This is a genomic window from Pseudomonadota bacterium, assembly GCA_023229365.1.
GTDB lineage: Bacteria > Myxococcota_A > Polyangia > JAAYKL01 > JAAYKL01 > JALNZK01.
The window spans coordinates 15,115-33,678 of the sequence record JALNZK010000054.1; the positions used below are offsets into that span (position 1 = coordinate 15,115).

Below are 18,564 nucleotides of genomic sequence, written 5' to 3' on the forward strand. Positions count from 1 at the left end.
CCTGCCTCCTTCATGCGTCGACAATCGCGACGGAGTACTTCTTCATCCGCTCGTCCCGCGTCACGAGCGTCAGGCGCTCGACCTTCGCCTGGGCGACGAGCATGCGATCGAAAGGATCGCGGTGGTGGTCGGGCAGCCCGAAGACCGCGTGCGCGTGCTCCGCGGTCACAGGCAGCTCCATGAACGGTTGCCGCTCCAGCACCTCGCGGAAGCTCTTGGGGAGGCGCAGCTTGCCGAGCGCCTGCTTGATGCGGATCTCCCAGACGGACGCCGCGCTCACGAACACCACGTTGCGCCCGTCGGCGACAGCCGCCCTGGCCCTGCCCGACAATTCCGGATCGTCGTTCAGCCACCAGAGCAGGACGTGCGTGTCGAGGAGCAGGTTCATCGCCCCACCACGCCGAACGCCTCCGCGATCTCCTCCGGCAGCTCGTCGAAGTCGTCGGCGATCACGATCTTCCCCCGCAACGCCCCCGGAGCGCGGGGCTCCTCGCTCCTCTCGTAGCGCACGATCTTCGCGACGGGCCGTCCGGCCTTTCCGATGATGATCTCCTCGCCCTCGACGACCCGCTCGATGAGAGCGGACAGCTTGGCCTTCGCCTCCGAGATGTTCGTGACCTCCATGGGCACCTCCTTGAATCTAGTCTAGTCTGGTCTGGTCCGATTGACAATGTCGAGATTGACAGGCGGCGGGCCGCAGTGCACACTGAACATAGTGATCATAATGAACAGTATGATCACCATGGAGCAGCGATGATCACCGAAACCAACGCGGTCGCCTTTCGCCAGAACCTGGGGGAGATGATCAACCAGGTCCAGTACCGCCGCGACAGCATCGTCATCAACAAGGACGGGCGGCCGGTCGCCGTCCTGATCGATACCGACCTGTTCGAGAGAATCAGAAGACTCCAGGGGCGGTTCGACGAGCTCGCGGGACGGTTCGCCGAGGCGTACGCCGACGTGCCCGCCGAAGAGGGCGCCTTTGAGATCGAAAAGGCCGTCGCGAAGGTGCGCGTTCGGGCGGGCAAGCAGACGGCGGCCGACTCCCGGACGAAGAAGGGTTGAGCCTTGCCCTCGCTGCGCGTCGTGCTCGACACCAACGTGCTGGTGTCGGGGCTGGCCTACCCCGACGGCGTTCCGGGGCGCATCGTCACGGCCTGGCGCAGGGGATCTCTCGATGTCGTGCTGTCTTCGTACATCCTGGACGAGGTCAGGCGCGTGCTGCCTCGGCTCAACCATCGGCTGAAGTGGCGGAAGGCCGACTTCGCGGACCTCGTCGACCTCCTCGCGATCCAGGCGGATCTGGTCGAGCCGCAGGCGTTGGCTGCAGACGCGGCGCGCGACGCGGCCGACGTCCCGATCTTGGGCACGCGCTTGGCCTCGAATGCGGACTACCTCATCACCGGGGACCGCGATCTTCTCACACTGGCCGATCGTTACCCGATCGTCAGTCCGGCCGACTTCTGGAAGAAGCACGGCGCGTGACGAACCGCGCGGGTTTCCGCACTTCGTGTTGACACGCCTCACCCCTTCTCAAGTACCTTAGGGCATGTCGGAAGGCGCCTCCTTCGTCCACCTCCACCTCCACAGCCAGTACTCGCTCCTCGACGGCGCGGTGCGGCTCAAGGATCTCATCCCCAGGGTGCGGGAGCTCGGCATGTCCGCCGTGGCGGTCACGGACCACGGCAACATGTTCGGCGCGTTCGACTTCTACAAGCAGGCGATCGCCGCGGGCGTCAAGCCGATCCTCGGCTGCGAGACGTACGTGGCGCCGGGGAAGCGGGACGACAAGTCGCGGCGCGGTGCGTACCACCTCATCCTGCTCGCACGCAACGCGGAGGGCTACCGCAACCTCAAGTACCTCGTGTCGATGGGCTACGTGGAGGGGTTCTACTACAACCCGCGCATCGACAAGGCGCTCCTCGCCGAGCGCAGCGCCGGGCTCATCGGGGCGAGCGCGTGCCTCGGCGGCGAGGTCGCGCAGGCGTTCGTTCGGGGCGGCTACGCGTCGGCGAAGGAGGCCGCGGCGGCGTATCGCGCGATCTTCGAGCCCGGCGCGTTCTTCCTCGAGGTGCAGAGCAACGGCTATGACGGGCAGGCGGAGTACAACGAGGCGCTGCGCCGCATCGGCCAGGAGCTCGACATCCCGCTGCTCGCGACGAACGACGTGCACTACCTGACCGCCGACGACGCCAAGGCGCACCAGGTGCTCATGGCGATCGGCAAGGGGGTGACGCTCGACGATCCCAAGGCGGACTTCCACTACACGGACGAGCTCTACCTGCGCTCCGCCGACGAGATGCAAAAGGCGCTCGGCCGCTTCCCGGACGCGCTGGAGAACACGATCCGCGTCGCCGGGATGTGCGAGTCCGTCACGCCGGCGGGCCCGCTCGATCTGCCGGCGTTCCAGGTGCCGGAGGGCACGACGCTCGAGGAGTACCTGCGGCGCACGGCGCACGAGATGCTCAATAGGAGGTTCGCGGAGCTCGAGCGCATCGGCAGGACGGTGGACACGAACCAGTACCGCAAGCGCCTGGATCACGAGCTCGGCGTGATCTGCGAGATGCACTACGCCGGGTACTTCCTCATCGTCCAGGACTTCATCCGCTACGCCCGGGAGCAGGGGATCCCGGTCGGGCCGGGCCGCGGCTCGGGCGCCGGCTCGCTCGTCGCGTTCGCGCTCAAGATCACGAACCTCGATCCCATCCCGCTCAACCTCCTGTTCGAGCGGTTCCTGAACCCCGAGCGCAAGTCCATGCCCGACTTCGACGTCGACTTCTGCAAGGACCGCCGGGAGCAGGTGATCGAGTACGTCGCCGAGAAGTACGGCGCGGCGAACGTCGGCCAGATCGCGACGTTCCACCAGCTCAGGAGCCGCTCCGTGGTGCGCGACGTCGGGCGCGTGATGGGCATGCAGTACGGGGACGTCGACAAGATCGCGAAGCTCGTGCCCGAGGGGCCGAAGGTCTCGCTCGCAGAGGCTTTGGGGGGCGAGGAGAAGCTGAAGCAGGCGCGGCGCGCGGATCCGAAGGTCGACGAGCTGCTCGCCTACGCGGAGCGGCTCGAGAACCTGAACCGCCACGCGGGCATGCACGCCGCCGGGGTGGTCATCGGCAACAAGCCGCTGTGGGAGTACGTCCCGGTGTTCACCGGCGGGGATCGCGAGACGACGACCCAGCTCGTCAGCCAGTTCGACATGAACTTCGTCGAGGACTGCGGGCTCGTGAAGTTCGACTTCCTCGGCCTGAAGACGCTGACCGTGATCCGCACCGCGGTCGATCTCGTGAACAAGCGCCGCGGCGAGGGGGAGCGGCTCGACATCGACGAGCTGCCTCTCGACGATCAGAAGGTCTACGACCTGATCTCGTCGGGGAACACGTGGGGCGTCTTCCAGCTCGAGTCGCGCGGCTTCCAGGAGCTGCTCCGGAGGCTCAAGCCGGACTGCTTCGAGGACATCGTGGCCGCCGTCGCGCTGTACCGGCCGGGCCCGCTCGAGGGCGGGATGGTCGAGCAGTTCGTCGAGTGCAAGCACGGCCGCCGCGAGATCGCCTACCCGCACCCGAAGCTCGGGAAGATCCTCAAGGAGACGTACGGCGTCATCGTGTACCAGGAGCAGGTGATGCAGGCGGCGCAGATCCTGGCCGGGTACTCGCTCGGGGCCGCGGACATCATGCGGCGCGCCATGGGCAAGAAGAAGGCCGACGTGATGGCCAAGGAGCGGATCAAGTTCGTCGGCGGCTGCGGCGAGAACGGCATCGAAGGACCGCTCGCCAACGAGATCTTCGATCTCATCGACAAGTTCGCGGGCTACGGCTTCAACAAGAGCCACTCGGCGGCGTACGCGCTCATCACCTACCAGACGGCCTGGCTCAAGGCGAACCACCCGGTCGAGTTCGAGGCGGCGCTGCTGACATGCGACCGGGAGAACACGGACAAGATCGCCGAGTACATCCGCCTCGGCCGGGGGATGGGGACGCGCGTGCTGCCGCCCGACATCAACAGGTCCGACGTCGACTTCAGCGTGCACTACGAGGCCGACGAGCCGGGCGCGGGCGGGATCCTCTTCGGGCTCGGCGCGATCAAGGGCGTGGGCGACGCGGCGCTCCGGAGCATCCTCGAGGCGCGGGCCGACGGGGCGTTCACGGACGTCTTCGACTTCGCGATGCGCGTCGATCTCGCGAAGGTGAACAAGGCGGTGATGGAGGGGCTCGTCAGGTCCGGCGCCTTCGACGGCTGCGAGGGATCGCGCGGCGTGAACCGCGGGCAGATCTTCGGCGCGCTGGAGCGCGCGGTCGAGCGCGGAAAGTCGGCGCAGCGGGATCGCGAGGTGGGGCAGATCAGCCTGTTCGGGGCGCTCGCCGCCCCCTCCCCCGCGGCGGGCGCGGCGCAGGAGGAGGCCTCCCTCTACGCCGATCTGCGGCCGTGGACCGAGCGCGAGCTGCTCGCGTACGAGAAGACGTCGGTCGGCTTCTTCATGTCCGGGCACCCCATGGAGCGGTACGAGGCCGAGGCGGCGCGGCTGACCGGGAGCACGACGACGTCCGTCGCGGCCTGCGGGGACCGGGACGAGATCACGATCGCCGGGATCATGATGGACTTCTCCGAGCGCAAGACGAAGGCCGGCAAGCGGCTCGGCCTCGGCGCGATCGAGGATCTGCACGGCCGGGTCAACGTCATCGTCTTCTCGCAGCAGCTCGACGAGCTCGGAGAGGTGCTCCGGAGCGAGGAGCCCCTGTTCATCAAGGGCACGGTCCTCGTCGACGAGCGCGAGGAGGGCGAGGAGAAGAAGATCCGCGTCGCGGAGGCGATGCCGCTCGCCGACGTGCGCGCCAAGCGCACCAAGGAGGTGCACCTCCACATCGACGGGGCGGCGTTCGACGCCCGCGCGCTCGACGATCTCAAGGGCGTGCTCGAGAAGAACCCAGGGCGCTGCGACGCGTTCCTCGAGGTCGCGATCGCGGGGCGCTCGCGGACGACGATCACCCTACCCGAGCAGTTCCGGCTCGCGCCGACGGACGAGCTGCTGAACGGCCTCACAGGCTTCCCGGGCGTGCTCGACGTGGAGTTCAGGTAGCCCTGTAGTGGAGCCGTGGACTGCGACTCGAAACGCAGCGGCGATCTCGAAGCGCTCGAGGTGATCAAGCGCCGCCTGCTGGCGGGGGATCCGGACGTCCTGCGCGCCGCGGAGGAGGCGGACCGCTCGCTGATTTGCAGCCAGCTCGAGCGGTCACCCCTGGAGCGCCTGCGCGCCGGGGTCGCCTTCGCCCACGGCCTCGCGAGGTTCCGACGTGCCGACGACGCCAGCGGTTGACCGCCTCCTGCTCGCGCTCGTCGACGGCGAGGTGGAGCTCATCGTCGTCGGCGGTGCGGCCGGCCTGCTGCACGGCGCGCCGATCGCCACCTACGACCTCGACATCGTCCACCACCGGTCGGAGGACAACGTCGCCAGGCTGCTCGACGTGCTCGCGTCGATCGACGCGCGCCACAGGCCCGATCCGACAGACAGGCGGATCGCGCCGACCGCGGCGGTCCTGAAGGGAACGGGTCACGTCCTGCTCGACACGGCGCACGGCCAGCTCGACCTCCTGTTCGAGCTCGCGCCGGGCGAGGGGTTCGAGCAGCTCCTCCCGAGGACGGAGATCGTGACCGACGGCGAAGTCTCGATCCGCGTCCTGACGCTCCCCGCGCTCATCGAGATCAAGGAGCGCACCGGGCGCGCCAAGGACCGCCTCATGCTCGCCGCGCTGATCGCGACGCTGGAAGAGCGCAGCCGCGGCGGGTAGCAGGCGCCTCTGCCCAGCGCTCGTTCCCGAGCTCGTCGAAGGGCGGCGGCGCTCGACGGAACGGCCTTCCGATACCGAAAAGGTAATTCTGTAAAATGGATTGACAATATTGCCAAAACACGGCTATCTATTTGATATGATAAACAGAAACATTGAGCCTCTCGTGCGGAAGACAGCGGAATACTACCCCGTTGTCACCGTGACCGGCCCCAGGCAGTCCGGGAAGACGACGCTGTGCCGCGCGTTGTTCCCGCACCTGAAGTACGTTTCCTTCGAGCTCATCGACGTCCGGGAGTACGCCCTGCGGGATCCGCGCGGCTTCCTCGCGGAGCACTCCGAGGGGGCGGTCTTCGACGAGATCCAACACGCGCCGGAGCTGCTGTCGTACCTCCAGGTCGAGGTGGACGCGCGCCCCGAGCCGGGGCGGTTCATCCTCACCGGGTCGCAGCACTTCGGCCTGGCCGCCGCGATCTCGCAGACCCCCGCGGGGCGCACCGCGGTCCTCTGTCTCCTGCCTCTGAGCCTCGATGAGCTCGCCCGTTTTCCGTCGGCCCGCACGGAGTTGTTCGAGGTGATGTGGGCGGGAGGCTATCCGCGCATCCACGACGTCGGCATCCCGGCGGACCGCTGGCTCTCCGACTACGTCGCCACGTACGTGGAGCGCGACGTGCGCCAGCTGACGAACGTCGGGGATCTGCGGACGTTCTCCGCGTTCCTCAAGCTGGCCGCAGGGCGCTCGGCGCAGACCGAGAACTCGTCCGGGCTCGGCGCCGACGCCGGCGTTTCCCACAACACCGCCCGCGCGTGGCTCTCGATCCTGGAGGCGAGCTACCTCGTGATGCGCCTCCCGTCGTGGCAGCGCAACCTCACGAAGCGCCTCACGAGAGCGCCGAAGGGGCACTTCCTGGACAGCGGGCTCCTGTGTCATCTCCTCGGGATCAGGTCGCCCGAGGAGCTGCGCCACCACCCGCTGCGCGGCGCCGTGTTCGAGAGCTTCGTCGCGTCCGAGATCGCGAAGCACCGCGCGAATTCGGGGCGGGAGCGGGACCTCTTCCACTACCGCGACGCCCGCGGCCTCGAGGTCGATCTCGTGCTGGACCGGGGGAGCTCACCGCTCCTCATCGAGGTCAAGTCCGGTGCGACCGTCTCCGACGACTTCCTCGACCCGCTCGACAGGCTCGCGCGGCACGTCGCACAGAAGACCGGAGACGCCCCGCGCAGGGCGCTCGTGTACGGCGGCGTCGAGCGACAGTCGCGGACCGGCTGCGAGATCGTCCCGTGGAATGAGTTGCCGGCTTTGTTGAAGTCCGAATGACTACGCCGCCGGCGCGCCGCTAGCGGTCCGCCACCCGACGCGACTCGTAGACCTTTAGGGACGGCAGCTCGATCGCGGTGAGGAAGCCGCCGTGGCCGCAGCGCGTGTCGATGCCGATGGCGTTCTTGCAGGAGAACAGATCCGAGTCGTCTTCCGGCGTGTAGACGGAGAGCTCCTGGGGCAGGGCGTCGGCGATCGTGTGGCCGAAGACGACCCGCTTGCCCTCGTAGGCGGAGAAGAACTCCTTGCTCCGCTGCCAGATGAGCGGCTTCGGATCGTCGAGCTCCGACGGGTGCGCGAAGCGATCGCCGACCTTGGGCAGCCCGGCGTGGACGTAGATGGCGTGCTCGTCCTCGTACCAGGCGGGCAGCGACGCCATCCACGCGACGACGTCGTCGGGCAGGAACCTGCCGCCGAGCATCGAGAGGAACTCCTCCTTGCTCGGCATCTCCTCGCCGACCGGCGGCGGGCCGTCCGTGAACGACCGCAGCGTCGCCAGGCAGCCGTTGCCCACGGGCATGACGAACTCGGGCCAGCCGCGCCCCCGCACCTTGAGCCAGGCGTCCTCGTGGCTGCCCTTGAGCGCGACGATCTTCGCCGGGGTGCGAGCCTTCAAGCCGTCCCGCACGAGCGCGACGACCCCGGCGGAGTCCGGGCCGCGATCCACGAAGTCGCCGAGGAAGACGATCGTGTCGTCGGCGTCGAGCGCCGGGAGCAGGGAGAGCAGCGCCTCGAGGTGGGCGATGTCCCCGTGGATGTCGCCGATCGCGAAGGTCCGTTTCGCCATGCTCGCCTCGATCCTACTGGAAGGGGTGCGCTCTCTTGGCCACTTCGAGGATGGCGTCCAGCTTTTCCACGATCTCCGCAGACGACTCATCGGGATCGGTGAAGAGAACCAGTTTGGAGTACTCGTTCTTCCTCAGCAACAAAGGGAGGCGGAGCTTCTGTGAGAACGCCCTGAACAAGGGTTCGAGGAAGTCGTCGGTAGCCTTGATGTCGTCGGACCAGGGCGAGGGTCGCCCCAGTTTCTCCCAAGCATCCGACATCTCTCGAATGGACTCTTCCATCACGGCCTCTCTCCGCCTGCGTTCCGCGAGTCCGAGCAGATCGTCGTCCACTCCGGAGGCGGAGAATCGCAGCAGGGAGGCCTTCGAATAGATGTAGTTCTCTATCTCGCGCTTCTGCCACATCATCTCGATCAGCGCCGTACCGGTCGTCAGCTCGCGGTCCAGGCGATCGAAGACGGCGACGCCCACGAGATCGGGCTTCGCTTCCCGGAGCCCGAAGAAGTGGTCCCGCGCGCGCTGGGGAAGGTTCGTGGCGACCGGATGCAGGAAGCAGGTGTCGAGGTGCGGTAGAACGGGATGACGCAGCTTCTCGGCGAACGCCCTGAGAATGTCGAGGTCGGTCGTGTCCTCCAAGTACAGAACCCAGCCCTTGTGCTCTGCTTGGTAGTACTGGTCGAAGCCGATGTCGCGGAGCGCCTTGAGAGCCTGTTGACCGCGATCGTTGATGACGTGGGGGCGCCCGACGAAGGCCACCACCTTTCCGCGGGCCGCCGCCTCGCCGAGAACGACCTCCGAGTGACTCGCGGCGACGATTTGCGATCCCTGGTTCGATGCCGTTTCTGTCAGAAGGTTGAAGATCTGGCGCTGTCGCAAGATCTCGAGGTGAGCGTCCGGCTCATCCAACAGAAGGATCGACTTCGGATTGGCGTGTAGGAAGGCCATGAGCAAGAGGGTTTGTTGCAGGCCGCGCCCGGAGCACGACAAATCCAGTTCCGGGCCACCCGCTTCGCGGTAGGACATCTGGATCTCGCTTCGAGCGGACACGAGCCTCGGTGGCATCAGCTCGACGCCGAACAGGGACTGGATGCACGCAACGATTTTGTCCCAACGGGCCCCGCCTTCCTTCCCGATGAACAGGCTGTGGCACATGTTTCTCAGGACCTGTGCCGTTTGGCCCTGCCCGATGAGGAAGCCGATCTCACCCTCCTGCTTGACGAACTCGCGGTCGGACAACCCCGACATCGGGGGCAGAAAGGCGACTCGGTGGTCCGTGCAGCCGTCCGGTATGGACATCCGCCGGGGGTTCTTGGCCTGCTCCAGTCGCAGCGGGCGACAGTAGAAAGACTCCTCGTTGGCGTAGTCGAACTCCAACCCGCAGGACCACTCCTGGCCGGCGGCTACGCCGTCGACTTCTATCTCAATCAAAATGTTCTTGGTTCCTCGCTCACCGTTGCCGCCCGACGTCGCGCGGACGTGCAGGTCGTTCCAGAGCACAATGGCGTTGGGAACGGACAGGCTGAAGAGATCCTTGCGGTTGATGGAAACCCCGGGTCGCTTTTCGGGGCCGCCGTCCTGTTTGCCCCGTTTGTCCAGCCAGGTGCGAAGACCGAGATCCCAAAGAGCCAACGCTTGGAGGACCGTCGTCTTGCCGGAGTTGTTCGGGCCGATGAGAACCACGGGCTCGGCGAGATCGATGACGGCTTCGTCGAACCGCTTGAAGTGACGAATGGTCAGTTTGGTGAGCACGCCGACGCCTCCTCGCTTGCCCGATGATGCCCGTCCGGATTGCGCACGATGCTACCAGTCTTCCAGCGCCCGATCTACAAGGTCCCAATCGGCCTGTTCGCAACCGCATCCCGCGAGGCTCAAGGCATCGCGAGCCCCGGCCTGGCGACAGCGTCGCTCCGGCTCTTCCCGAGGTAGTAGTCGTAGTCGCCCTCGAAGGCGCGCAGCGCGCCGCGGTCGATCTCGAAGACGCGGTCGACGAGCGATCGGAGGAAGTGCCGATCGTGGCTGACGAGCACGACGGTGCCGTCGAACCGCGAGAGCGCGCCGAGCAGGATCTCGCGCGACTGGATGTCGAGGTGGTTCGTCGGCTCGTCGAGCACGAGGAGGTTCACGGGCTGCGCGAGCAGCGTCGCGAGCACGACCCGGCTCTTCTCGCCGCCCGAGAGCGCCTCGACGCGCTTGTCGGCCGCCTCGCCCTGGAACAGGAACGCCCCGCACAGGCTGCGGATGACGCCTATCGAGGCGAGCGGCAGCACCTCCCGCACCGTCTCGAACACCGTGCGGCGCGGCTCGAGCACCTCCATGGCGTGCTGGCTGAAGTAGCCGACGCGCACGTTCGCGCCGATCGCGAGCGCCCCGGCGGTCTGCTCGGCCTGCCCGGCGAGGATCTTGAGGAACGTCGACTTCCCGGCGCCGTTGACGCCGACGACCGCGATCTTGTCGCCGCGGCGGATCAGCCCCGAGACGCCCGAGAAGACGGTCCGCCCGCCGCCGCCCGGCTGCGGCCAGCTCTTCGCGAGGGCGTCGAACTTCGCGACCTCGTCCCCGCTGCGAGGGGGCGCGTTGAACTCGAACCGGATCACCTTCTCCTCGGCCGGGATCTCGATGCGCTCGATCTTGTCGATCTTCTTCACGCGGGACTGGACCTGCGAGGCGTGCGAGGCGCGGGCCGCGAAGCGCGCGATGAACTGCTCCTCCTTGGCGAGCATCTCCTGCTGCCGGCGGTGGCTCGCGAGGAGCTGCTCGCGCCGCACCTCCTTCTCGCGGAGGTAGAAGTCGTAGTCGCCGCCGTAGGTCGTGATCGTCCGGCTCGCGATCTCCACGATGCGGCTCACCGTGCGGTTCATGAATTCGCGGTCGTCGATCGTCAGGAGGAGCGCGCCCTTGAAGGAGTCGTGGAGCCACGTCTCGAGCCAGACGATCGACTCGACGTCGAGGTGGTTCGTCGGCTCGTCGAGCAGGAGCACGTCCGGATTGATCGTCAGGATCCTGGCGAGCGCGATGCGCATCTTCCAACCGCCGCTGAACGACTCGACCGGGTTCCCGTGCTCGGACGGGGCGATCCCGAGCCCGGTGAGCACCGCCTCCGCGCGCGCCTCGAGCTCGTAGCCGCCGCGGTGCTCGAACTCCCCGACCGCGTCGCCGTAGCGGGCGAGCGTCTTCTCGAGCCGGTCGTCCGATTCGGGCGCGGACATCTCCTCCTCGAGCCGCCGTATCTCCTCGCCGAGCGCGAGGATGTCGGCCGAGGCGGCCTTCACCTCCTCGAGCGCGGAGCGGCCCGACATGTCGCCCACGCTCTGCGAGAAGTAGCCGATCCGGAGGCGGGCCGGCCGCGAGATCTCGCCCGCGTCGGGCTGCTGCTCGCCCGCGAGCAGCCGGAAGACCGTCGTCTTGCCCGAGCCGTTCACGCCGACGAGCCCGGTGCGGCTCCCGGGGTGGAGCTGGAACGACGCGTCCTTGAACAGGATCTGCGAGCCGTGCTGCACGGCGATGTTCGTGAGGTGGATCATCGCGGGCGGAATATGGGGGAAACGGCGCGGCGAGGCAAGTGGGGACGCCGGTGCGGAATTTCCCATACCACCTGCGAGCCGCTACAATCCCGGGCGTGGAAAAGGAACATCAACGCGAATTGGCCGTCTGCGGCCGCGCCGCGGTACGAGCCCTGTCCGAGAAGCACCCCGAAAAGGTGCGCCGCCTTTTCTTCATCGAGGATCGCGCGCCGGAGCTCGGCCGCCTCTGCTCCTTCATGGCGAAGAAGAAAAGGCCCTACCGCGTGGCCGGGGTCGAAGATCTGGAGAAGCTCTCCGACACCATCCACCACCAGGGCGTCGTCGCCATGATCGAAGCGCCAGAGTACCCCCGCGTCTCGGGCGAGACCGTGGACCGATGGTCGAAGAGCGGCGAACGCGTCTTCGTGCTCGACCGCGTGGGCAACGCCCACAACCTGGGCGCGATCGTGCGCAGCCTCGCGTTCTTCGGGCTCGAGCACCTCGTCATCGGCGACGACGACGGCGACGCCCGCGTCACGACCAGCGCCTACCGCGTGGCGCAGGGCGGCATGGAGCTCGTGACCGTCTGGAAGGACAAGAGCGCGGCGGCGTTCGCCCAAAGGGCCAAGGGCAAGATCGCGCTCGCGGGCGCCGATCACCGCGCGTCCGCCTCCTCCCGCGACCTCGCCGCCTTCGCGCGAAAACCGGACGGTTCCCCGCGCGCTGTCGCGGTGCTCCTGGGCAACGAGGAGGAGGGGCTCTCCCGGGGGGCTCGCGGCGTCTGCGACACGACCTTCCGCATCCCCGGCGTCGACGTCATCGAGAGCCTCAACGTGGCGCAGGCCGCGTCCATCCTCGCCTACGAGCTGGCGCCCCGCGTCCGGGTTCGATGATGTCGAAAACGGCTCGGATGCTCGTGACCGTCGCGCTCCTGGCCGGCTGCGGCAAAACCGACCTCTCCTCGCACGTCGACGGTTCGGCGGACGACCCGGGCGACACGGACGAACAGCTCCCGTTCCCGTGCGGGTTCTCGGAGATCGCGGACATTCACGGAACCGGGTCCGGAAACGTCTGGGCCGTGGGTGACGGGGGCTGCGTCCTGCACTTCGACGGCGCCGATTGGATCGGGGAGGCGGCCCCGGCCCAGCAGCTGGACGCGGTGCACGCCGTTTCGGACGAGGTGATCTTCGCGGTGGGTGGGGACGTCGTATGGCGGAGATCTGCGAGCGGCTGGGAGGACGACCTCTCGATGCCGGGCGCCGCGTTCACGGATGTCTGGGCCGACTCCGAGAGCTTCGTGGTGGCGGTCGGGAAGGACACCGCCTCGGGCAACGGCGTCATCGCGCTTCGGGACGGCGACGAGTGGAACCAGGTGACGCCCTGGGAGACGCCGCCGATCCTCTCCGTCTGGGGAGAGCATCCGGGCTCCGTCTGGGTCGGCGGGGAGGAGAAGCTGCTGCTCCATCTCGACGGCACCGAGTGGCTCGCGGAGCAGACCGGGTATGACGGCGACTATGCCATCAGGAACCTCATCGGCCGGGGCGAGGGCGAGCTGTGGTTCGTCGCGTTCAACTCTCCCTACGGCGGCGGCATGGCGGTTCGAAGAACGGTGGACGGCGACGGGACGCCGGGGTTCCAGCACTTCAGCTTCTGGGGGGACTGGACACAGGGATTCTACGAGGCGATCTGGACCGCCCCGCAAGACGTCGTCCTGGCCGGGGCAGCGATCATCCTGGGGGACATGTCGTCACAGTTCCGCGGCCTGGAGCTCTTTGATTGTGACCCGGGCCTCGGCGATTGCCACGTTACCCAAGCCTGGGAGGGACCCGAAGGCGGGCCGGAGCGGCTGCGCGCATTCTGGGGGGTGTCCGGCAGCGAGATCTACATCGCCGGTCCCACGGACGACGGTCCCGGGCTCTGGAAGAGGGTTTTCGGACTGGGAACGAGCTGGGAGAAGGTCTGGGGCTGAAGCGAGAGCTCCTCGGTCGAGCGCTCACTGCGCCCGCCGCAGCGGGTGGGGATCCTCGCCGGTCCAGCAGTAGGTGCACAGCTTCTCGCGCGGCAGCGAGATCGCCTCGATCATGTCCGAGAGCAGCTGGTAGGAGAGGGTGGTCAGCCCGAGCCGCGCGCGGATCGACTCGACCATCCGGTTGTAGCGATCGGTGGTCGGGTCCGCGTACTCCTCGAGGTGCGCGTTCGCGTCGCCGTCGATCTCGAGGACCGCCTTGCGCGCCGCGAGGTCGAGCTCGGAACGCGAGCGCGAGAAGTTCAGGAACTTGCAGCCGAACACGAGCGGCGGGCACGCCGGGCGCATGTGGATCTCCTTCGCGCCGTGATCGAACACCCGCGTGATGATGTCGCGCAGCTGCGTGCCGCGCACGATGGAGTCCTCGCAGAAGAGGATGCGTCTGCCGTCGATGATCTCGCGGATCGGGATGAGCTTCATCCTGGCGACGAGATCGCGCACCCGCTGCTCCTGCGGCATGAAGCTCCGCGGCCAGGTCGGCGTGTACTTGACGAACGGCCGGCGGTACGGGACGCCGCGCTCGGTCGCGTAGCCGATCGCGTGGCCGACGCCGGAGTCCGGGATCCCGGCGACGATGTCGACCGCCGCCGTGTCCCGCCTGGCGAGGGCGGCGCCGCAGCGGTTGCGCGCCACCTCGGTGTTCAGGCCCTCGTAGCTGGACGCGGGGTAGCCGTAGTAGATCCACAGGAACGAGCAGATCTGCATGTGCTCGCCGGGCGGCACGAGCTGCTCGACGCTGTCCGCCGTCACGCGGACGACCTCGCCCGGGCGCAGCTGGCGCTCCACCTCGTAGCCGAGGTTCGGCAGGGCGCACGTCTCGAGCGTCACGGCGTACGCGCCGTCCTTGCGCCCGAGCGCGATAGGCGTCCTGCCGAGCCTGTCGCGCGCCGCGTACAGGCAGTTCTCGGTCAGGATCAGGAGCGAGCACGAGCCGTCGACGACCTCCTGGACGCGCCGGATCCCGGCGATGATGGAGTCCTCGCAGTTGATGAGCGCGGCGACGAGCTCGGTCTGGTTGATCTCGTTCGTCTTGAGCTCGCTGAAGTGCACGCCGCGGTTCTTGAGGACCTCCTCGGCGAGCGCGGAGATGTTGTCGATCCGGCCCACGGTGGCCAGGGCGAAGCGGCCGTGGTGCGAGCAGTTGAGCAGCGGCTGATCCTCGTAGTCGCTGATCACGCCGAGCCCGAGGTTCCCGTGGTGCTTCGGCAGATCCTCCTCGAACTTCGTGCGGAACGGCGAGTTCGTGATGTCGTGGATGTTCCGCTGGAAGCCGTCCCGGTTCTTGACGACCATGCCGCCGCGGCGCGTGCCGAGGTGCGAGTGGTAGTCGGTGCCGTAGAAGATATCCGCGACGCAGTCGCTGCGAGATGCCACGCCGAAGAAGCCGCCCATCGTGATCTCCTGTCGCTCGAACCCGCGCGACGGTGTCGCGTCGAGGCGCCCCTTTGCGGAGCGGACACGAGTTTCCGACATCGACGCTGGGCTGGCAAGCGGAACACGAGGCTCGAGGACGTTTGCGGGCGGCGGCGCGACTTGGTATGAATTCCATATGCGCGCCGCAAGAGCAGCTTCCGTCGTCGCCGCGATCATCGTCGCAGTCGCGGTCTGCGCCGCGGCGGGGAAGCTGCCGTGGCAGCGCCGCATCGGGCGCAACGTCGACATCCAGCACAAGCTCCAGCACGAGCGGGTGACGCCCGAGATGTGGCCGCCCGAGCCCGTGTCGCCCCCGCTCGCGGAGGTCGACGCCGAGCGGCTCACGGACGCGCTGCTCGCCCTGTGCGGTCCGCAGGAGCGCACGCGGCTCGCCGAGTACGCGGGCGCGATCCTGGACGAAGCGGCGCGGTTCGGCGTGGATCCGTTCCTCGTCGGCGCGCTCATCTATGATCGTTCGGAGTGCCTGCCCAAGACCCCGGACAGCGCCACGACGTACGGCCTGACGCGGATCGACGTCACCATGCACGCGCCGCACATCCGGAACGGGGAGTACAGGTACTTCGTGCGCGGCGAAGACGGATGGGAGGAGCGGCGTCTCCGGGCGGACGCGCATCCGTTCAACAGGTGGAAGGCCGCGACCTGGCGCTCCAACATCTACTGGACCGCGGCGATCCTGCACGTGCTCGCAAAGCAGTGCCCGAGCCTCGACGCGGCGTTCCCGGAGGTCTTGCACCGGCACGCCGTCTCCCACTGGTTCTTCGGCGACAACGTCAAGAGCATCGAGCCGGAGGATCGCGTGCTCGCGCAGCGGCGCAGGCTGCTCGGGTACTACCGTGGCGATCCGCCGGCGAAGGCGGGCTCGGCCTTCGGCGTGGAGCTCGTTTCCCCGCTGGACGGCACGCCGCGGCTCGTGCTCGACAGCTTCGGCAACCGGCGCGGCAAGAAGCGCGGCCCGGGCCACCAGGGGATCGATCTCGTGGCCTCCCGGGGCGAGCCGGTGCGGGCGGTGGCTCCCGGGCGGGTCGTGTTTGCCGGGGTCGATCTCTCGACGGGCAGCGAGCCGCTCACACCCGAGTCCGCGCCCGCCTTCCCCCTGAAGCGGATGGGGAAGGGCGGCCTGTACGTCATCATCCACCACGGCGACGGGCTGCGCAGCCTGTACATGCACCTCGACACCATCGCGGTGCGCGACTGGGACGAGGTCGAGGCCGGACAGATCGTCGGCACCGTCGGCCGCACCGGTACCGTGCAGTCCGGCGCGCACCTGCACCTCGAGCTGCGGAACGGGACGCAACGGATCAATCCCGCGCCCTATTTTCGCGACGTGCTCGTCGATCCGGATACGATGGAAAGCGGCCCCGCGGACGCCGGCGCCAATTGAATAACCACAACTTGTGCTCGTCGAAAACGGCAGTATAATGCGCCCACAAAACCGTTAAGGGGAAAGCCCGTAACAAGGAGGATCGAAATGACCAAGCTCGTTAAATTAGCGCTCGCCCTGGTTCTCGCGTTCGCGTTCGTCGGCTGCGGCGACGACGACAGCGACGGCGACGGCGGCACGGACACGGACACGGACACGGATTCCGACACGGACACGGACACGGATTCCGACACGGACACCGACACGGACACCGATACCGACACGGATGCCGACGGCGACTACTGGGTCGACGGGTACTGCCCCGGGATGGACGAAGCGACGTCGACCTGGATCGCGGCCTCCGACGATTGCAACGGCTTGACAATGGAAGGTTGCTGCGACGACGCCGACAACGCGGTTTGGTGTGCGAGCAATGTGCTCTACTGCAATCCGTGCGCGAGCGGCTCTCTCTTCTGCGGCTGGGATGAGGTCAACTTCTACTGGTGCAACGAGACCGACAACGGCCCGGATCCGAGCGGCGAGTTCCCGATGGCCTGCTCGGACACAGACACGGACACCGATACGGACACGGACACCGACACGGACGCCGACGGTGGTACGCCTGACGCTGGCGCCGACGCCGGCAACTGATCCGCATCGGCAACTGATCCTCATCCCCCTGTCTTTTCTTTTCTTGTATACTGACCGCTAATCAAAGGCAGCGCACTTCTCCCAAAGGAGGAAGGAAATGTACCAACTCGCCAAACTGGTTCTCGCCCTGTCCCTTACCGTCGCTCTCGTAGGTTGTGGCGAAGACGACAGCAAGGGTGACGGCGGCACGGACACCGACACGGACACCGACTCCGACACGGATACGGATACCGATACGGATACCGACACCGACACCGATACGGATACTGACGGTGATACAGACGATTACTGGGAGAACGGATACTGCCCGGGCGAATCGGGCCCAGCGTCGGACGACTGCGGCGACATCGCGGACGTCGGGATGATCGGATGCTGCGACGAGGAAGGCAGAACGCTCTGGTGCGCGGAAGGAGATCTGTGGTGCATCGACTGTTTGAACGAGAACCCTTACTGCGGTTGGTGGGATGACGAAGAATGGTATGATTGCCAAGTCCCGACAGAGTATTACGCTGATCCGTCGGGTGAGCATCCCTACGCCTGCTTCGGTTCCGACACGGACACCGATGCTGACGGTGGTGTTTCCGATGGAGGCGCTTAGGTAAGCGAAATAAGTGGATGAGGCCTCAAAAAGGGTTGACAAGGAAAGTGGATTTAGTACAACTGTTACGAATCCGATACAAAAAGGGGGCAAAATGAAAAAAGTACGTCTGATGGCATTTGGGGTCACTCTGCTGCTATCTTTGTGGAGTTTTCCGGGACAGTTACTAGCTGATGAAACTGATATAGGGGTTCTGAATGTTAAAATATACAATGATATTGGTGGTTGGGGCTGGGATGTGACAGACTTGTTTTGGGTGACATCTACCCCCTGTACTGGAAGTGATTTGGATGGCTGCCAAGTTCTTGTTCCGACCTGTTTATACGGAGCGGCATCAGCCTATGCCATTCAGGTATTATGGGTAGCACCCAGCGATCCTGATTGGGGCGCGTTTTCTGATTTGTTCCCATATTATTGGGATTACGATAGTGGAGGGGGCTGGAGTTCTTCCTACGATTCTTTCACCGAGTATTGTCTAGACAAGGATTGCACAGAATGGGCAATGCAAATGGGTGAGGATAACGATATTTATGATTGGGCTTATCCAATCTATGAAGAATTTGCAAGGCTGGAGTGGACTCAGTATGAAGCAAGAGAGTATCATGACTACGCTGTGGAAATTCACAAAGGGTCGTGAGGTTAGGGTAAGGAACTCAGTTTGAGTTCCAATTTGTCTACTAAATTGCCGACGATGACTCGACTGGCAAAGGCGACACGGACACCGATGCCGACGCCGGCAACTGATCCGGACTTCCTCGCCGTTTCTGTCTACTTAAAGCAATCACGATCGAACCGTAAGATAGTGTCGAGTAGCCTCGGCCGGTCGCCCTATCGGGGCTAATCGACATTCTTTAAAAGAAAACCCGCGCGGGAGTCGCGCGGGTCGGTGGGAAGGTCGTTTCGAACGCCGGGTGGGGTGCCCGGGCTTTGGGCGGGAGGATCGGGTCACGCGGCCTCGGACTCTTCCTTGGACCTTCGGTTCCGGCCGCAAGGTCGCTTGAAGCGCTCGAGCTCGGCCAGCACCGCCTTGTCCTTGCGGAACGCCATGCGCGCCGCGTTGAGGACCGCCACGAACCGCGCGTAGCGCTCCTCCTGCCTCAGGCCGAACGTCC

The 18,564-nt window shown here is 66.3% G+C and carries 18 protein-coding genes; 12 read left to right on the forward strand and 6 right to left on the reverse strand.

Features of this window, described 5'->3' with window-relative positions; genetic code table 11:
* Positions 1 to 10 precede the first annotated feature (10 nt).
* Entirely contained in the window at positions 11 to 388 is a 378-nt protein-coding gene (locus tag M0R80_19095) for a type II toxin-antitoxin system VapC family toxin (protein ID MCK9461742.1), read from the reverse strand.
* Complete coding sequence (locus M0R80_19100) at positions 385 to 624, reverse strand: type II toxin-antitoxin system prevent-host-death family antitoxin (protein ID MCK9461743.1); 240 nt, start codon at positions 622 to 624, stop codon at positions 385 to 387. The genes M0R80_19095 and M0R80_19100 overlap by 4 nt, the downstream gene beginning before the upstream one ends.
* A 129-nt stretch (positions 625 to 753) precedes the next feature.
* On the opposite strand from M0R80_19100, the gene M0R80_19105 reads away from it, so the two are divergent.
* The 6 genes from M0R80_19105 (at position 754) to M0R80_19130 (ending at position 7,098) form a co-directional block, all read left to right on the forward strand.
* Complete coding sequence (locus M0R80_19105) at positions 754 to 1,065, forward strand: type II toxin-antitoxin system Phd/YefM family antitoxin (GenBank protein ID MCK9461744.1); 312 nt, start codon at positions 754 to 756, stop codon at positions 1,063 to 1,065.
* Between the two features lie 3 nt (positions 1,066 to 1,068).
* Entirely contained in the window at positions 1,069 to 1,485 is a 417-nt protein-coding gene (locus M0R80_19110) for a putative toxin-antitoxin system toxin component, PIN family (protein MCK9461745.1), read from the forward strand.
* 64 nt (positions 1,486 to 1,549) lie between these two features.
* Positions 1,550 to 5,074 (forward strand): DNA polymerase III subunit alpha, encoded by a 3,525-nt coding sequence (gene dnaE / locus M0R80_19115; GenBank protein MCK9461746.1) that lies wholly within the window; start codon positions 1,550 to 1,552, stop codon positions 5,072 to 5,074.
* Between the two features lie 15 nt (positions 5,075 to 5,089).
* Positions 5,090 to 5,311, forward strand: a complete 222-nt coding sequence (locus M0R80_19120) for a hypothetical protein (GenBank protein MCK9461747.1) — start codon at positions 5,090 to 5,092, stop codon at positions 5,309 to 5,311.
* Positions 5,289 to 5,783 (forward strand): hypothetical protein, encoded by a 495-nt coding sequence (locus tag M0R80_19125; protein MCK9461748.1) that lies wholly within the window; start codon positions 5,289 to 5,291, stop codon positions 5,781 to 5,783. The genes M0R80_19120 and M0R80_19125 overlap by 23 nt, the downstream gene beginning before the upstream one ends.
* A gap of 163 nt (positions 5,784 to 5,946) precedes the next feature.
* Complete coding sequence (locus M0R80_19130) at positions 5,947 to 7,098, forward strand: ATP-binding protein (GenBank protein MCK9461749.1); 1,152 nt, start codon at positions 5,947 to 5,949, stop codon at positions 7,096 to 7,098.
* A 19-nt stretch (positions 7,099 to 7,117) separates the two neighbouring features.
* Here M0R80_19130 and M0R80_19135 read toward each other — a convergent pair whose 3' ends face one another.
* The 3 genes from M0R80_19135 to M0R80_19145 all read right to left on the reverse strand — a co-directional run bounded on the left by M0R80_19135 (position 7,118) and on the right by M0R80_19145 (position 11,404).
* Positions 7,118 to 7,885, reverse strand: a complete 768-nt coding sequence (locus M0R80_19135) for a metallophosphoesterase (protein MCK9461750.1) — start codon at positions 7,883 to 7,885, stop codon at positions 7,118 to 7,120.
* A gap of 13 nt (positions 7,886 to 7,898) precedes the next feature.
* The gene (locus M0R80_19140; protein MCK9461751.1) at positions 7,899 to 9,632 is read right to left on the reverse strand and encodes an AAA family ATPase; all 1,734 of its coding nucleotides are present in this window, start codon (positions 9,630 to 9,632) and stop codon (positions 7,899 to 7,901) included.
* Positions 9,633 to 9,751: 119 nt separating this feature from the next.
* Positions 9,752 to 11,404: an ATP-binding cassette domain-containing protein gene (locus M0R80_19145; GenBank protein MCK9461752.1), complete on the reverse strand. Its 1,653-nt coding sequence runs from the start codon at positions 11,402 to 11,404 to the stop codon at positions 9,752 to 9,754.
* A 95-nt stretch (positions 11,405 to 11,499) separates the two neighbouring features.
* Here M0R80_19145 and M0R80_19150 point away from each other — a divergent pair, with 95 nt between their 5' ends.
* Complete coding sequence (locus M0R80_19150; GenBank protein MCK9461753.1) at positions 11,500 to 12,276, forward strand: RNA methyltransferase; 777 nt, start codon at positions 11,500 to 11,502, stop codon at positions 12,274 to 12,276.
* Positions 12,273 to 13,352 (forward strand): hypothetical protein, encoded by a 1,080-nt coding sequence (locus tag M0R80_19155; protein MCK9461754.1) that lies wholly within the window; start codon positions 12,273 to 12,275, stop codon positions 13,350 to 13,352. Before M0R80_19150 ends, M0R80_19155 begins: the two co-directional genes overlap by 4 nt.
* Before the next feature lie 24 nt (positions 13,353 to 13,376).
* On the opposite strand, the gene M0R80_19160 is transcribed toward M0R80_19155, so the two are convergent.
* Complete coding sequence (locus tag M0R80_19160) at positions 13,377 to 14,801, reverse strand: amidophosphoribosyltransferase (protein ID MCK9461755.1); 1,425 nt, start codon at positions 14,799 to 14,801, stop codon at positions 13,377 to 13,379.
* Positions 14,802 to 14,958: 157 nt separating this feature from the next.
* On the opposite strand from M0R80_19160, the gene M0R80_19165 reads away from it, so the two are divergent.
* The 4 genes from M0R80_19165 to M0R80_19180 all read left to right on the forward strand — a co-directional run bounded on the left by M0R80_19165 (position 14,959) and on the right by M0R80_19180 (position 18,089).
* Positions 14,959 to 16,224, forward strand: a complete 1,266-nt coding sequence (locus M0R80_19165) for a M23 family metallopeptidase (GenBank protein MCK9461756.1) — start codon at positions 14,959 to 14,961, stop codon at positions 16,222 to 16,224.
* An 87-nt stretch (positions 16,225 to 16,311) separates the two neighbouring features.
* Complete coding sequence (locus tag M0R80_19170) at positions 16,312 to 16,854, forward strand: hypothetical protein (GenBank protein MCK9461757.1); 543 nt, start codon at positions 16,312 to 16,314, stop codon at positions 16,852 to 16,854.
* Positions 16,855 to 16,951: 97 nt separating this feature from the next.
* Entirely contained in the window at positions 16,952 to 17,452 is a 501-nt protein-coding gene (locus M0R80_19175) for a hypothetical protein (protein ID MCK9461758.1), read from the forward strand.
* A gap of 94 nt (positions 17,453 to 17,546) precedes the next feature.
* Positions 17,547 to 18,089, forward strand: a complete 543-nt coding sequence (locus M0R80_19180) for a hypothetical protein (GenBank protein MCK9461759.1) — start codon at positions 17,547 to 17,549, stop codon at positions 18,087 to 18,089.
* The last annotated feature ends 475 nt before the right edge of the window (positions 18,090 to 18,564 follow it).

What these genes read in the sequence shown, in the direction of transcription:
- M0R80_19095 (MCK9461742.1), bottom strand. Translation starts at nt 388, where the DNA reads ATGAACCTGCTCCTCGACACGCACGTCCTGCTCTGGTGGCTGAACGAC.
- M0R80_19100 (MCK9461743.1), bottom strand. Translation starts at nt 624, where the DNA reads ATGGAGGTCACGAACATCTCGGAGGCGAAGGCCAAGCTGTCCGCTCTC.
- M0R80_19105 (MCK9461744.1), top strand. Translation starts at nt 754, where the DNA reads ATGATCACCGAAACCAACGCGGTCGCCTTTCGCCAGAACCTGGGGGAG.
- dnaE (MCK9461746.1), top strand. Translation starts at nt 1,550, where the DNA reads ATGTCGGAAGGCGCCTCCTTCGTCCACCTCCACCTCCACAGCCAGTAC.
- M0R80_19135 (MCK9461750.1), bottom strand. Translation starts at nt 7,885, where the DNA reads ATGGCGAAACGGACCTTCGCGATCGGCGACATCCACGGGGACATCGCC.
- M0R80_19145 (MCK9461752.1), bottom strand. Translation starts at nt 11,404, where the DNA reads ATGATCCACCTCACGAACATCGCCGTGCAGCACGGCTCGCAGATCCTG.
- M0R80_19155 (MCK9461754.1), top strand. Translation starts at nt 12,273, where the DNA reads ATGATGTCGAAAACGGCTCGGATGCTCGTGACCGTCGCGCTCCTGGCC.
- M0R80_19160 (MCK9461755.1), bottom strand. Translation starts at nt 14,801, where the DNA reads ATGGGCGGCTTCTTCGGCGTGGCATCTCGCAGCGACTGCGTCGCGGAT.
- M0R80_19165 (MCK9461756.1), top strand. Translation starts at nt 14,959, where the DNA reads ATGCGCGCCGCAAGAGCAGCTTCCGTCGTCGCCGCGATCATCGTCGCA.
- M0R80_19170 (MCK9461757.1), top strand. Translation starts at nt 16,312, where the DNA reads ATGACCAAGCTCGTTAAATTAGCGCTCGCCCTGGTTCTCGCGTTCGCG.
- M0R80_19175 (MCK9461758.1), top strand. Translation starts at nt 16,952, where the DNA reads ATGTACCAACTCGCCAAACTGGTTCTCGCCCTGTCCCTTACCGTCGCT.
- M0R80_19180 (MCK9461759.1), top strand. Translation starts at nt 17,547, where the DNA reads ATGAAAAAAGTACGTCTGATGGCATTTGGGGTCACTCTGCTGCTATCT.